General features: G+C 69.9%; 14 protein-coding genes. 5 read left to right on the top strand and 9 right to left on the bottom strand.

Annotated elements, in window-relative coordinates; all coding sequences use genetic code 11:
• Positions 1–3: 3 nt before the first annotated feature.
• Positions 4–762 carry an SDR family NAD(P)-dependent oxidoreductase gene (locus tag VIS07_01305; GenBank protein HEY8514131.1) on the bottom strand — a complete coding sequence of 253 codons (759 nt, stop codon included), beginning with the start codon at positions 760–762 and terminating at the stop codon, positions 4–6.
• Between the two features lie 140 nt (positions 763–902).
• On the opposite strand from VIS07_01305, the gene VIS07_01300 reads away from it, so the two are divergent.
• Positions 903–1,955 carry a phosphotransferase family protein gene (locus VIS07_01300; GenBank protein ID HEY8514130.1) on the top strand — a complete coding sequence of 351 codons (1,053 nt, stop codon included), beginning with the start codon at positions 903–905 and terminating at the stop codon, positions 1,953–1,955.
• 105 nt (positions 1,956–2,060) lie between these two features.
• Here the strand turns inward: VIS07_01300 and VIS07_01295 are convergent, their stop codons facing one another.
• The 6 genes from VIS07_01295 to VIS07_01270 all read right to left on the bottom strand — a co-directional run bounded on the left by VIS07_01295 (position 2,061) and on the right by VIS07_01270 (position 8,906).
• Entirely contained in the window at positions 2,061–3,194 is a 1,134-nt protein-coding gene (locus tag VIS07_01295; protein HEY8514129.1) for a 3-deoxy-7-phosphoheptulonate synthase, read from the bottom strand.
• Between the two features lie 55 nt (positions 3,195–3,249).
• Positions 3,250–3,750, bottom strand: a complete 501-nt coding sequence (locus VIS07_01290; GenBank protein ID HEY8514128.1) for a DUF192 domain-containing protein — start codon at positions 3,748–3,750, stop codon at positions 3,250–3,252.
• A gap of 8 nt (positions 3,751–3,758) precedes the next feature.
• Positions 3,759–6,113 (bottom strand): heterodisulfide reductase-related iron-sulfur binding cluster, encoded by a 2,355-nt coding sequence (locus tag VIS07_01285; GenBank protein ID HEY8514127.1) that lies wholly within the window; start codon positions 6,111–6,113, stop codon positions 3,759–3,761.
• Between the two features lie 85 nt (positions 6,114–6,198).
• Entirely contained in the window at positions 6,199–7,167 is a 969-nt protein-coding gene (locus VIS07_01280) for an electron transfer flavoprotein subunit alpha/FixB family protein (protein ID HEY8514126.1), read from the bottom strand.
• A 30-nt stretch (positions 7,168–7,197) separates the two neighbouring features.
• Positions 7,198–7,953 (bottom strand): electron transfer flavoprotein subunit beta/FixA family protein, encoded by a 756-nt coding sequence (locus tag VIS07_01275; protein HEY8514125.1) that lies wholly within the window; start codon positions 7,951–7,953, stop codon positions 7,198–7,200.
• 173 nt (positions 7,954–8,126) lie between these two features.
• The gene (locus VIS07_01270; protein ID HEY8514124.1) at positions 8,127–8,906 is read right to left on the bottom strand and encodes an IclR family transcriptional regulator; all 780 of its coding nucleotides are present in this window, start codon (positions 8,904–8,906) and stop codon (positions 8,127–8,129) included.
• 158 nt (positions 8,907–9,064) lie between these two features.
• Between VIS07_01270 and VIS07_01265 the strand changes: the two genes are divergently transcribed.
• Together VIS07_01265 and VIS07_01260 are read left to right on the top strand one after the other, a co-directional pair.
• Positions 9,065–9,808, top strand: coding sequence for a dienelactone hydrolase family protein (locus tag VIS07_01265; GenBank protein HEY8514123.1), 744 nt, complete (start codon positions 9,065–9,067; stop codon positions 9,806–9,808).
• Positions 9,809–9,813: 5 nt separating this feature from the next.
• The gene (locus VIS07_01260) at positions 9,814–10,545 is read left to right on the top strand and encodes an N-formylglutamate amidohydrolase (protein HEY8514122.1); all 732 of its coding nucleotides are present in this window, start codon (positions 9,814–9,816) and stop codon (positions 10,543–10,545) included.
• On the opposite strand, the gene VIS07_01255 is transcribed toward VIS07_01260, so the two are convergent.
• Positions 10,523–10,987: a PKD domain-containing protein gene (locus tag VIS07_01255; GenBank protein ID HEY8514121.1), complete on the bottom strand. Its 465-nt coding sequence runs from the start codon at positions 10,985–10,987 to the stop codon at positions 10,523–10,525. The genes VIS07_01260 and VIS07_01255 overlap by 23 nt on opposite strands.
• Between VIS07_01255 and VIS07_01250 the strand changes: the two genes are divergently transcribed.
• Entirely contained in the window at positions 10,944–12,041 is a 1,098-nt protein-coding gene (locus VIS07_01250) for a methionyl-tRNA formyltransferase (GenBank protein ID HEY8514120.1), read from the top strand. The two genes, VIS07_01255 and VIS07_01250, sit on opposite strands and share 44 nt — an antisense overlap.
• 100 nt (positions 12,042–12,141) lie before the next feature.
• On the opposite strand, the gene VIS07_01245 is transcribed toward VIS07_01250, so the two are convergent.
• Positions 12,142–12,741: an isoprenylcysteine carboxylmethyltransferase family protein gene (locus VIS07_01245; GenBank protein ID HEY8514119.1), complete on the bottom strand. Its 600-nt coding sequence runs from the start codon at positions 12,739–12,741 to the stop codon at positions 12,142–12,144.
• Between the two features lie 83 nt (positions 12,742–12,824).
• Between VIS07_01245 and VIS07_01240 the strand changes: the two genes are divergently transcribed.
• Positions 12,825–13,544: a TetR/AcrR family transcriptional regulator gene (locus tag VIS07_01240; protein HEY8514118.1), complete on the top strand. Its 720-nt coding sequence runs from the start codon at positions 12,825–12,827 to the stop codon at positions 13,542–13,544.
• Positions 13,545–13,578 lie beyond the last annotated feature (34 nt).

Raw genomic sequence — 13,578 nt, 5'->3', positions numbered from 1 at the left:
TCGCTACGCGATCGCGCCGCCGTCGATCGGGTAGGTCGCGCCGGTGATGTAGGACGCGCGGTCCGAGAGCAGGAACGCGATCAGGTGCGCGACCTCCTCGGGCTGCGCGAGCGTGTGCGCCGGGTTCTGCATGCGCTCGATCAGCGTGTCGTCGAGCCCGGAGACCGCGAAGCCCGCGAGCATCGGCGTGGCGACGCCGCCCGGGCAGACGGCGTTCACGCGCAGCTTGCGCTTCGCGAACTCGTTGGCGAGCGAGCGCGTCAGCAGCGCGACGCCGCCCTTCGATGCGCCGTAGGCGCAGGAGTACGCCTGGCCCTTGAGCCCCGCGATCGACGACAGGTTGACGATCGCGCCGCCGCCCTCGGCGGCGAGCAGGTGGGGCAGGGCGGCGTGGCACATCAGGAACGTGCCCGTCAGGTTGATCGCGATGACGCGGTTCCACTCCGCGAGCGTCATGTCCTCGAAGCGGACGAAGCCGCCGACGCCCGCCGCGTTGACGAGCCCGTGCAGCGCGCCGAAGCGCTGCACCGTGCCGTCGATCGCGCTCGCGACGGACGCCGGGTCGGCGACGTCGAGACGCAGCGCGAGCGCGTCGCCTCCCGCGCGCTCGATCTCCGCTGCGGTGGCGCGCACGGCATCCTCCTGGACGTCGAGGCAGGCGACGCGCGCGCCCTCCCGTCCGAGCTCGATCGCCGTCGCGCGGCCGATGCCGGAAGCCGCGCCGGTGACCGCGATCACCCGCCCTGCGAGATTCAGGTCCATGCTCTCTCCTGCCCGTGTTGGTATGTGGCGCCGCTCGGGCGCGTGTCGCGAGCGGTCTGGTTAGCGACTTGCGCGGCGCAGGGAAAGCGCGGCGCGCTCGCGTTGACCCACGCGTCGCCGCGTTGGTAACCACCTCGGCGATGATCGATTCCGCGGGAGAGATTCGCCCGGACGAGCGCTTCGACGAGGAGCGTCTGCGCGCCTGGTTTCGCGACAACGCGCCCGAGCTCGCGGGGCCGTTCGAGGTCCAGCAGTTCCGCGGCGGGCACGCGAACCTGACCTATCTCTTGCGCTACCCCGACCGCGAGCTCGTGCTGCGTCGTCCGCCGCTCGGACCGGTCGCGCCGCGCTCGCACGACATGGCGCGCGAGTTCCGCGCGCTGAAGGCGCTCTCTCCGCTCTATCCGCTCGCGCCGCGTCCGGTGCTGCTGTGCGAGGACACCTCGGTGATCGGCGCCGTCTTCTTCATCATGGAGCGGCGGCGCGGCGTCGTCGTGCGCGCGACGTGGCCCGAGGACCTGCCGGACTCGCCCGAGCTGCGTCGGCGCATGAGCGAGGAGCTGATCGACGCGCTCGCCGACCTCCACCTGATCGACACCACGCGTCCCGAGATCGCCGCGCTCGGCAAGCCCGAGGGCTTCGTGCAGCGTCAGGTGAGCGGCTGGTACGACCGCTGGCAGCGCGCCAAGACGCGCGACATGCCGGTGATGGACGAGCTCTGCACGTGGCTCGCGGAGCGCATCCCGAAGCCCGTCGCGACCAGCGTCCTGCACAACGACTGGAAGCTCGACAACGCGATGTTCGACGCCGACGACCCGTCGCGCCTGGTCGCGGTCTTCGACTGGGACATGACGACGCTCGGCGACCCGCTCGTCGACCTCGGCACGCTGCTCGGCTACTGGGCCGAGGCGAGCGACACGAGCCCGCGCGGCACCGGCGGCAACGTCACCTCGCTACCGGGCTTCTTGACCCGCGACGAGCTCGCGGAGCGCTACGCGCGCCGCACCGGCTTCGACGTCTCGCAGGCGCCGTTCTACGAGACCTTCGGGCTCTTCAAGACCGCGGTCGTGCTCGAGCAGATCTACGTGCGCTACGTCCGCGGGCAGACGAAGGACGAGCGCTTCGCGGCGCTCGGCGACTTCGTGCCGAAGCTTGCCGACCTCGCGCAGGCGTCGGCGCGCCGGCTGGGCTGAGCGTCGGGCGCGGGCGTCCAGCGAGAGGCGAGGGCGGCGAGGCCCACCGCGGCGTGCGGCGAGGCGCTGCGCTCGACGCCGCGAGCGCGCCTTCTGCCCCGTCCGTCAGGCGGACGCCGCGGTCGGCAGCGTCGGGCGCTCGGCGAGCGCGCGACGTCGCTCGTAGGCCTCGCGCACGATGCGCACGTCCTCGAGGTAGGCATCGAGCTCCTCGAGGGTGAGCGCCTGCGGTCCGTCGCACAGCGCCTTGGCCGGGTTCGGGTGGAAGTCGACCAGCACCATGTTGGCGCCGGCGATCACGCCCTGCGCGGTCGCGTGGTGGATGTCGGTGAGCCCGTCGGGCGCGAGCTCCTTGCGGCCCACCGAGTGCGACGGGTCGACGCACACCGGCAGGCGCGTCAAGCGCTTCACGACCGGCACGTGCGCGAAGTCGACGAAGTTGCGGTGCGGGTCGCCGAGGTTGGTCTTCATGCCGCGCAGGCAGAGGACGATCTTGTTGTTGCCCTCGCTCGCGACGTACTCGCAGGCGTTGAGCGACTCCTCGAGCGTGATTCCCATGCCGCGCTTGAACAGCACCGGGAAGCGCTGCTGCTGACCGACGTACTTCAGCAGCTCGAAGTTCTGCGCGTTGCGTGTGCCGATCTGCAGCATGACGCCGGTCGGGCTGCCGGCAGCGTCGAGCGCAGAATTGATCTCGTCGATCTGCGACTCGTGCGTGATCTCCATCGCGATCACGCGGATCCCGTACTTGCCGGCGAGCTCGAAGACCCACGGCAGGCACGCCTTGCCGAGCCCCTGGAAGTCGTACGGGCTCGTGCGCGGCTTGAACGCGCCCATGCGCGTCGTGGTCAGGCCGACGCGGTTCAGCGCGCGGAACATCAGCTCGACGTGCTCGCGCGTGTCGACGGCGCACAGCCCGGCGAGGACGTGCAGGCTGTCCTGGTCGAAGGTCAGTCCCTGGTACTGGAAGCCGATCGCCTCCACCTGGCCCTTGTGGCGACCGATGATGCGGTACTTCTCCGACACGCGAACGACGCGCTCGACGCAGTCGAGCTCCTCGAAGGGCTCGGTTGGCACGGCCACGGTCGAGCCGATCAGGTAGATCTCGATCAACGACCGGGTCGCGCCCTCGACGACGTGAAGCCGCGCGCTCACGCCCTCGTAGCGCGCCGCGATGTCGAGGACCTGCTGGACCTCGGGCGAATCCTTCGGCGTGTCGGGCTTGAGGATGACGATCACGTCGTCGGACCCTAGCAACCGCGGGTCCACGCGCAACAGCCGCGTCCGGCGCGGCTCACGTCACCGGTCTCGTGGCGAGCGTCCCGAGCTCGACCGCGTCGCCCACGGCGATGCCGTTCGCGGCGCAGAAGCCGCCCGGGACCTCGAGCACGAAGCGCACGGGCGCGCCGCTCGGCAGCGACTTCTCGGAGAACGGCGTCGTGTTCTCGTAGAGGCGGACGATGCGGTGCGACTCGTCGATGAACAGGATGTCGAGCGGGATGCGCGTGTTGCGCATCCAGAAGCTCTGGTGCCCGGGCTCGGGGAAGATGAACAGCATGCCGCGGCCCGGATCGAGGCGGTCGCGGTACATGAGGCCGAGCGTGCGCGCCTCGGGCGTGGTCGCGAGCTCGACCGTGACCGGGATCTCGGCCCCGGACTTTGTCTTGACGACGACGGTGTCGGCTGCGCTCGAGCTGCGGCAGCTCGCGAGCAGCAGCAGGAACCAGACGAGCGCCGCGAGCGCTCGCGCGGCGACACCGTGCTCCGCGCGAGGGCTGCGCGACCAGAACTGCACGTCGCGCCTCAGGACGCGATCGAGTCGGCGACGATCTCGACGACGTCCTTGACCTCGACCTGCTCCTCGAGGCCCTTCGCCTTGGTCGCGTCGCCGATCATCGTCGTGCAGAAGGGGCAGGCGACCGCGATCGTGTCGGGCTTCGCCTCCATGAGCTGCTCGAAGCGCGTCACGTTGATGCGCGGCGTGCCGTGCTCCTCCTCTTTCCAGAACTGACCGCCGCCCGCGCCGCAGCAGAACGTCCGCCGACGCGAGTTCGGCACGTCCTCGCGCTTCATGCCGGGGATCTTGTCGAGGATGCGGCGCGGCGCCTCGTGCACGTTGTTGTGGCGCGCGAGGTAGCACGGGTCGTGGATCGTGAGGCGCTTGTCGAGGAAGTTCTTCTCGAGCTTGAGCCGTCCCGACTCGAGCAGGCTCTCGATGAACTGCATCGTGTGCTGCACCTCGAACTTGCCGCCGAGGTCGGGGTACTCGTTCTTGATCGTGTTGAAGCAGTGCGGGCACTGCGTGACGATCTTGTCGAACTTGTAGCGGTTCAGCGTCTCGACGTTCATCTGCGCGAGCGTGAAGTAGAGGTACTCGTTGCCGAGACGCCGCGCGGGCTCACCCGTGCACTGCTCCTCCATGCCGAGGATGCCGAACTTGACGCCCGCCTGCTTCATGATCTTGACGAACGCCTTGCTGGTCTTCTGGTTGCGCTCGTCGAACGAGCCGGCGCAGCCGACCCAGTAGAGGACCTCGACGCGCTCGTCCTCGCCGAGCTCCGCCATGGTCGGGACGTCGAGCCCCTCGGCCCAGGCGGCGCGCTGGTCGGCCGAGATGCCCCACGGGTTCGACTGGTTCTCGGTGCCCTTGAACGACTTCGCGAGGTCGGACGGGAACTCCGAGCGCACGAGCACGGCGTGGCGCCGCATGTCGACGATGCGCTGGATGTGCTCGATCGAGACCGGGCAGCCCTCCTCGCACCAGCCGCAGGTCGTGCAGCCCCAGATCACGGGCTCGGTCGCGACCTCGCGGATCATGTCGGCGTTGGCGAGCCAGGCCGAGTCGTGGCCGTTCGCGGCGTGCACGCCGCCCTCGCTCATCGCCGGATCGCCGCCGGGGCCCGCTTCCTCGCCGAGCAGCGGCCGCGTGCGCGGGACGAGCTCGTCGAGCGCGACGTCGCCGCCATCGCCGCGGTCGAGCGGCTGGTCGAGGTCGAGCTCGTTGGCCGCGTCGGTCGCAGCGCCGTCGGTCGCGCCGGCGTCGGCCGCCGCGAGAGCACGACGGCGATCCGCCGCGAACTTCGCCATCTGCGCCCAGAGGAACGAGGTCTTGGCGAGCAGGTGCTCGCGCTGCTCGATCACCAGGTGCTTCGGGTTGAGCGCCTTGTTGGTATTGACGGTCGGGCAGTTGAGCGTGCAGCGACCGCACTCGAGGCAGGCCGCCATGTCGAGGAGCTGCTTCCAGGAGTACTCCTCGACCTTCTCGACGCCGAAGGTCTCGGCCGTCTCGAAGTCGGTGATCGGGGTCGCCCGGTAGCCGTTCTCGTAGCCCGCGCCGATGCGCTGGAAGAAGATGTTCACCGGCGCGATGAACATGTGCCGGAGCTTGGTGGCGGTCAGCGTGTAGAGGAAGGTGAGGACGATCGCGAGGTGGACGATCCACACCACGCGGTGGAAGCCCTCACCGGTCCCGAGCGCGCGGAAGCCCGCCGCGAAGATCGGACCGATGAACGCGAGCCCCGGCGAGCTCGACGGCTCGGCGACGATGCGCGCGCCCTCGAGCATGAAGCCCGTCATGCCGATCAGCCACAGCATCACCAGCGGGAAGCCGTAGCCGGACTCGTTCTCGAAGCTCGACGCCATCTTGCCCGGCTGGCGCAGCGCGCGCGGCGGCCGGATGAAGCGCCGGTAGAGGAACATCGAGGACGTCACGACGAGGCCGACGCCCGCGAGGTCCATCATGAACTTGTAGAGGGCGTAGAACGCGCCGTAGTAGAAGTTGAGCGGCGTGTCGGCCTCGACCGTGATCAGCGACGTGCCGAGGAACAGCACGACGAACGACACGAACAGCACCTGGTGCGTGACGCCCGACGGCTCACGCACCACGCGCCCCTGACCGATGCCCTCGAGCAGCGCCCGCTGCAGGCGCAGCCCGAGGTGGTCGAAGCGATTGATCGGATCGCGAGGCGCGCCGAGGCGGATGATCCTGTACCAGCGCCACAGCGGGTACAGGATCGTCAGACCCCAGAGCGCGAACAGGACGAACGGCAGCCCCAGGTAGATGAAGTGGAACAGGTCCGCGAAGTGCTCGCGGAAGACCTGAGGCGCGTTCCAGAAGATCTCGCGGGTTTCGCCGAGCTTCAGGTCCTGTAGCGTCATTGCACTCCCCCGAGCATGCAACCGCTGCCCCGGGAAGCTGGACACCCGGGCTCGAGTCGATTCACGCGGATCGAGAAGCGGGCGCTCAGCTCGCCTTCAGCTTCTTCACCTCTTCCGTCATCTCAGGGACGGCCTTGAAGAGGTCGGCGACCAGACCATAGTCCGCGACGCTGAAGATCGGCGCGTCCGGATCCTTGTTGATCGCCACGATGACCTTCGAGTCCTTCATGCCGGCGAGATGCTGGATCGCGCCGGAGATGCCGACCGCGATGTAGAGCTGCGGCGCCACCACCTTGCCGGTCTGGCCGACCTGCAGGTCGTTCGGCACGAAGCCCGCGTCCACCGCGGCGCGCGAGGCGCCCATCGCGGCGCCGAGCACGTCGACGAGCGGCTCGAGGTACTCCTTGAAGTTCTCGCCCGACTTGAGGCCGCGGCCACCGGAGACGACGATGGTCGCGTCGCCGAGCGACGGACGATCGCTCTTGGTCTCGTTGAACGAGACGAAGCGCATCTTGCTCGTCACGTCGGCGGGCAGGGCGGCCTTCTCGACGCTCGCGCTGCCCGACTTCTCGGCCGGCTCGAACGCGGTGGTGCGCACCGTGACCACCTTGACCGGCGTCTCGATCGTCACCGTCGCGAGCGCGTTGCCGGCGTAGGTCGGACGGGTGATCGTGCCGTCCTCGTTGAACGCCGTGATGTCGCTCGCCATGCCGGCGTCGAGGAGCTGCGCGACGCGCGGGAAGAAGTCCTTGCCCTGCGCGGTCGCGGCGCCGACCACCCAGGTCGCGCCCTTCTCCTTGGCGACGTGCGCGACCGCCTTCGCCTGCAGGTCGGCGACGTAGCTCGCGAGCCGCGCGTCGTCGATCGCGACCACTTGCTTGACGCCGTGGCCCGCGACCTCCGAGGCGATCGCGTCGATGCCCTGACCGAGTACGAGGGCGACGACGTCGTCGTTGCCCTTCTTCGCGACTTCCTGTGCGGCGCGGACGGCCACCAGCGAGCTCTTCAGGAGCTTGCCGTGCGCGTGCTCGATGTAGACCAGAACCGTTGCCATGACTCGTTGCTCCTCAGCGCGCGTGCGGCGTCAGATCAGCTTCGCTTCGGTGTGCAGCAGGTTGACGAGCTCCTGCACCGACTCGACCTTGCGCCCGGCAGCGCGCTTCGGCGGCGGGGCGAGCTTGTGCGTCTTGACGCGCGGCGTGGTGTCGACGCCGAGCTCGGCGAGCGGGATCTCCTTGAGCTCCTTCTTGCGCGCCTTCATGATGCCGGGCAGCGAGGCATAGCGCGGCTCGTTGAGGCGCAGATCGGTGGTGATGACACCGGGCAGCGCGAACGCGACGGTCTCGAGGCCACCGTCGACCTCGCGCGTCACCGTGACCTCCTTCTTGTCGTCGGAGAACTCGACCTTCGACGCGAACGTCGCCTGAGGCCAGTCGAGGATCGACGCCAGGATCTGGCCGGTCTGGTTCGCGTCGTCGTCGATCGCCTGCTTGCCGAGCAGCACCAGGTCCGGGTTCTCCTGCTCGACGAGCTTCTTCAGCACGTTCGCGGTGACCGAAGGATCGAGCTCGTCGTCCGACAGCACCAGGACCGCGCGGTCGGCGCCCATCGCGAGGCCGGTGCGCAGCTGCTCCTGGGCGACCTTCTGGCCGATCGAGACCAGCACGACCTCCGCGCCACCCTGCTTCTCCTTGATGCGCAGCGCTTCCTCGAGCGCGATCTCGTCGAAGGGGTTGATCACGAACTTGACGTTGTCGGTGACGATGCCCGACCCGTCCGCCTTCACGCTGATGTTCGTCTGCGGGTCCGGAACCCGCTTGATCGGTACCAGGATCTTCACTCTGGATGCTCCTTCGCTCGGGAAAAGCGCCGCGAGGTCCCGCGCGCCGTTGGTCGCGCGGGGCGCACAGGACGCGCATGTCGCGATCGACCAGGGCTGGATAACACGGTGCTACTCGGAGTCAACGAAGGGTTTGCTGATGGAAGACGTGAGCGCCCGTGTTGGACGCCAGCTCAGGCGTTGTAGCCGAGCCGGTTCGAGAGATCGCGTCCGGCGCGCAGCGCGAGCGGCGCGATCTCGCGCTCGATGCGATCGGGCGAAAGACGGTACTCGGGCGCCGTGATCGACAGGCTACCGACCACGGTGCGCGTGTAGTCGCGAATCGGCACCGCGATCGACATCAGGTCGGGCAGGTACTCGGCGGCCTCGATGGCGTAGCCGCGCTCGGCGACCGCGCGCAGATCGGCGATCAGATCGACGCGCCTGGTGATGGTCTTGTCGGTGTGGCGCTCGAGCGACTCCGGCAGCGATTGCTTGATCTCTTCCTCGGACTCGAACGCGAGGTGAACCTTGCCCGCGGCCGTGCAGTGCAGCGGCAGCGCCTGGCCGAGGAGCGAGATGACCCGCACCGGACGGTCCGCCTCGACCGACTGCAGCGGCACCACCGACGCACGCCGCAGCAGGCTCAGGTAGACCGTCTCCTGACACGCCTTGACGACGTCCTCCATGATCGGACGCGCCTGGCGCAGCAGCCCCATCTGCTGGACGAAGGTCTGGCCGAGCTGCAGGCAGCGGATGCCCAGGCGGTAGTTCTCGGTCGACTTGTTCTGCTCGATGTAGCCGCGCGACTCGAGCGTCGCGAGCAGACGGAAGACGTTGTTCTTGTGCAGCTTGAGCCGCTTGGAGAGGTCGGTGACGCCGAGCTCCTCGGTGTCGCCTGCGAACTGCTCGAGGACGTCGAGGGCATGCGCCACCGACTGAATCACGTAGTTGGTTTTGTCGCGTCGCACCATGGTAGGAGAGCGGCCCGGCCGGAAGGCCTGCAGCCGGCCATCCGGCTGCAAAAAGCGTTTTACGACTAGGCGGCACCGGCGGCGAAGTCAAACCCCGGCTGGCGGAGCCGCCTGGGCCCGTTCTATTTTCGCGCTCGAGCGCGCGGGAGGTGTCGGCAGTGGACGTGCAGGGCGAGATGGTCGAGATCCGGACCGGCGACGGCGTGATGCCGGCCTACCGGTCCCAACCGGTGGGTGAGGGGCCCTTTCCGGGCGTCATCGTGGTGATGGAGGCCTTCGGGCTGAACGGCCACATCAAGGAGGTCGCCGATCGGATCGCCCGTGAGGGCTACGTGACGATCGCTCCGGACCTCTACTACCGCCATCCCGGCGAGCGCGTCTGCGCCTACTCCGAGCTGCAGCGGGCGATCGGGCTCATGATGGAGCTCCCGGGCTACGACGCGATCGTCGGCGACGTGCGGGCGACGATCGACCACCTCGAAGCGCTGCCGTCGGTCAAGCGCGGCGCGATCGGCATGACCGGCTTCTGCATGGGCGGCTTCATCACCTTCCTCGCCGCCTGCCGGCTGCCGCTGCGCGCGGCGGCGCCGTTCTACGGCGGCGGCATCGGCCGCAACATGATGCCGAGCGAGCGTCGACCGCACCCGCCGATCGAGGAGGCGCAGGGGATCGGCGCCAAGATGGTGGTCTTCTACGGCGAGAAGGACGCCTTCATCCCGCCCGACGAGGTCGCGCTGGTGAAGGAGCGCCTCGCGGCGCTCGGCAAGGACGCCGAGGTGATCGTCTACCCGGGCGCGGACCACGGCTTCTTCTGCGACGAGCGGCCGTCGTACCACGCGGCTGCGGCGCAGGACGCGTGGAAGCGTCTGCTGCGGCTCTTCGAAACGACGCTCAAGAAGTGAAGCCGGTGGCGCGGTCGGCGGGCGGACGCGTCCTCTGGGTGCTGACGTGCGAGCACGCGAGCTACGCGGTGCCGCGCGAGTACCGCGGTCTCGGCGTGCCGCGCGCGGCGATCCGCGACCACATCGGCTGGGACATCGGCGCCCACGCGGTCCAGCGCGAGGTCGCGAGGCGGCTCGGTGTTCCCTACGTCGCGTCGCGCTGGTCGCGCCTGCTGATCGACTGCAACCGCGATCCGCGCGACCCGAGCCTGATCGTCCGCCAGAGCGACGGGGTGGTGGTGCCGGGCAACGCGCGGGTCGACGCGGCCGAGCGTCGCCGGCGGATCGCGCTCTACCACGAGCCCTACCACGCGGCGGTCGACCGCATGGTGGCGCGCGCCAAGCGTCGTCATCCGGACGCGGCCGTGCAGATCCTCGCGCTGCACAGCTTCACGCCGGTGCTGAACGGCAACCCGCGGCCGTTCGACATCGGCGTGCTGTTCGATGCCTACCCGGTGCTCGCCCGCCGGCTCGGGCGCGCGCTCGCGAAGCTCGGCTACCGGGTGCGCTACAACGAGCCCTACTCGGGGCTCGACGGGTTGATCTACAGCGCTCGCCGACACGGCGAGGCGCACGACGTCGCCTACGTCGAGCTCGAGATCAACAACGCGCTGCTACGCACGCGCGCGGGCGTCGCGCGCCTGGGACGCGACGTCGCCCGCGCGCTCGCGAGCCTCACTCTTCCGTGTAAACGCTGACGTCGATCTCGGTCTCGCCCTCGATCCCCTTCGAGTCCTTGCACTTGAGGGTGACCACGTAGTCGCCCTCCGCCTGGTACACGTGCGTCGGGTTCATGTCGTTGCTCGCCGGCGTGCCGTCGCCGAAGTCCCAGGTGCACGTGACCGCGCCGGTCGCGTCCTCCACCGTCGAGGTGAACTTGACGGTGAGCGGCGGCGCGCCCTCGTCGGGGTCGGCTTCGGCGTCGACGTAGAGCTCGTCGATCACCATCGACATCGTCGCGCCGGGAGCGGGCGCCTGCGCAGGCTGCCCGGGCGCGGGTGCCGCCGGAGCCGCCGCGCTCGGAGCCGACGCGGGCTGCTCGGTCTTCTCGGGCTCGGACTGCGTGCAGGCGTGCAGCGCGAGCGTGCTGCACACGATGAGGCCAGACAGGATCCACGACCACGAGCGTTTCGCAGGCATTCGTTCGACCTCCGAGGAAACAGGTACGTTTGGTACGTTCGGCGAAGCCTTATCATCCGTCGCGAGAGCTTGGGAAGCCGCGTGTCCGCTTGGAATCGAGCGCGGCTTCCATGCTAGCCGACGGGCCATGCGTGTCGTTCTCGTTGGTCAGGCTGCGTTCGCACAACGTGTCTTGCAGGGTTTGCTCGCGTCCGGGCACGAGGTCGTGGCGGCGTATGCGCCGCCGGAGAAGGGCGGCAAGCCCGATCCGCTCGCGGCCGCGGCCGCCGAGGCGGGCGTCCCGGTGCGGACGCCGGCGAGCTACAAGACCGAGGAGGTCGCGCGCGAGTTCCGCGAGCTGAACGCCGACCTCGGCGTGCTCGCCTACGTCACCAAGATCATCCCGCCCGCGGTGTTCGAGGCGCCGCGCCTCGGCACGCTGTGCTTCCACCCGTCGCTCTTGCCGCGCTACCGCGGCGGCAGCGCGCTCGCCTGGCAGATCATCCGCGGCGAGACGCGCGGCGGCTACACCGTCTTCTGGACCGACGCCGGCATCGACACCGGACCGATCCTGCTCCAGGAAGAGGTCGAGATCGGTCCCGACGACACCGCCGGCTCGCTGTACTTCGACAAGATCTTCGAGAAGGGCGTCGCCGGGACGGTGCGCGCGGTCGACATGGTGGCCGCGGGCACCGCGCCGCGCATCCCGCAGGACGAGTCGCAGGCGAGCTACGACCCGCTGTGCACCGACGAGCACGCGGGCGTGCGCTGGGAGCTGCCGTGCAAGCAGGTCTACGACCTGATCCGCGGCTGTGATCCGCAGCCCGGCGCGCACACGCGCCTGCGCGGCGAGACGCTGCGTCTCTACGACGCGCGCCGGGTCGGCGACGACGTGCGCGGCGCCGCGCCCGGGACGGTGCTCGCGGTCGACGAGCGCGGGATCGTCGTCGCGGCCGGGCAGGGCGACGGCGCCGGCGCGATCGCCATCGGCCGCGTGCGCGGCGCGGGCGGCAAGGTCAAGGCGGCGGAGTTCGCGGCCGAGGCGAAGCTCGCGGCGGGCGAGCGGCTCGGCTGAGGCGCGGCTCGACGCAGCTCACGGTCGTCACGGCGCGCGCCTGAGCTCGCGCGCGTGACGACGGTCGGCCGTCCGTCGCGTCGCAAGGCCGCGTCTACGCTCAGCGACCGATGCCCGGGACGAAGCGCCCGGTGCGCGCGCGGTACGCGCGGTACGCGTCGCCGTGCGTGCGCTCGAGGTAGGGCTCCTCGACCTTCTTCACCTGGATCTCGACCGCGACGATCAGCGCCGCGACCGCGGCGAGCGCGAGCACGTTCGGCGTGAGCAGCGCGAGACCCGCCACCGCGAGCACCATGAAGCTGAAGATGGGGTTGCGCACGCTGCGGTAGGGGCCGCGGGTGACGAGCGTCGTGCGCTCGCTGGGATCGACGCCGATGCGCCACGAGTCCCCCATCGCGAGCTGCGACCACAGCGTGCCGGCGACGCCGAGCGCGTAGGCGACGAGCCCGACGACGCGCGCGAGCGTCGTGTCGAGCAGGGCGACGCGCGTCAGCGTGCCGGTGAGATCGAGCACCGCCGCGAGCGGGGCGGCCGCGATCGCGACCGCGAACAGCAGCCCCGCGAACCGCTCGAGGCTACCGGCGCGTCCCGAGAAGCCGCGGAAGCCGCTCGAGCCGGTGCGACGCCAGTGCACCCACGTGCGCCAGCCGAAGGCGAGCAGGGCGAACAGCACGAAGCCCACGAGAGCGAGGACGGGCATGAGGCGATCCTCCATTCTTGACGCTCCTTCTTGACGCCGCGAGAAATACCGAGTAATTGCTCGGATTCGCTACTCGGATTCCCATGCCCACCCGAGCGCCCCGCAAAAAGCGGCTCGAGCCGCGCAAGAAGCCGATCCAGCGGCGCTCGCAGGCGACGGTCGACGCGATCCTGCAGGCGGCTGCTCGGGTTTTCGCGACCTCGGGCTACGCGCGCACGACCACCAACCACATCGCGCGGCGCGCCGGCGTGTCGATCGGCTCGCTCTACGAGTACTTCCCGAGCAAGGACGCGATCCTGGTCGCGCTCACCGAGCGCCACGTCGACGAGGCGGAGCGCACGCTCGCGGCGGAGCTCGCCGCGGTGCGCGCGTCGCGCCTGCCGCTTCCCGACGTCGTGCGCCGGCTGGTCGACGTGATGGTCGCGCTGCACGCGCGCGATCCGGGGCTGCACCGGGTGCTGTTCGAGGAGGCGCCGCTGCCGCCGCGTCTGCGCGCGCGCGTCACCGCGCTCGAGCAGGCGATGGCGTCCGAGGTCGCGAAGCTCCTCGAGGAGCACGGCGTCCCGCCCGCCGAGGCGCCGATCGCCGCACGGCTCGCGGCCGAGGTGCTCGAGAGCTTGACGCACCGGCTCGTCGTGCACGACGACGCTGCACCGCGCGCCGCTGCGAGCCCGAACTCGACGTTCGAGCAGCAGGCGCAGGAGATGACGCTCCTCGTGACCAGCTACCTCGCCGCCAAGCGGACCGGGTCGACGGGCGCGCGGACGGGCGCACGCCGGGGTGACGTTCGCGTGTTTACGTAGCCGGAACCGTGTGTTATCCGGGCCGCGGCGGTGC

This window comes from Candidatus Binatia bacterium, from assembly GCA_036563615.1.
Taxonomy (GTDB): Bacteria; Desulfobacterota; Binatia; order UBA12015; family UBA12015; genus DATCMB01.
Note: the sequence above shows the minus strand (reverse complement) of the source record. Positions and strands in the feature narration are given on the sequence as shown.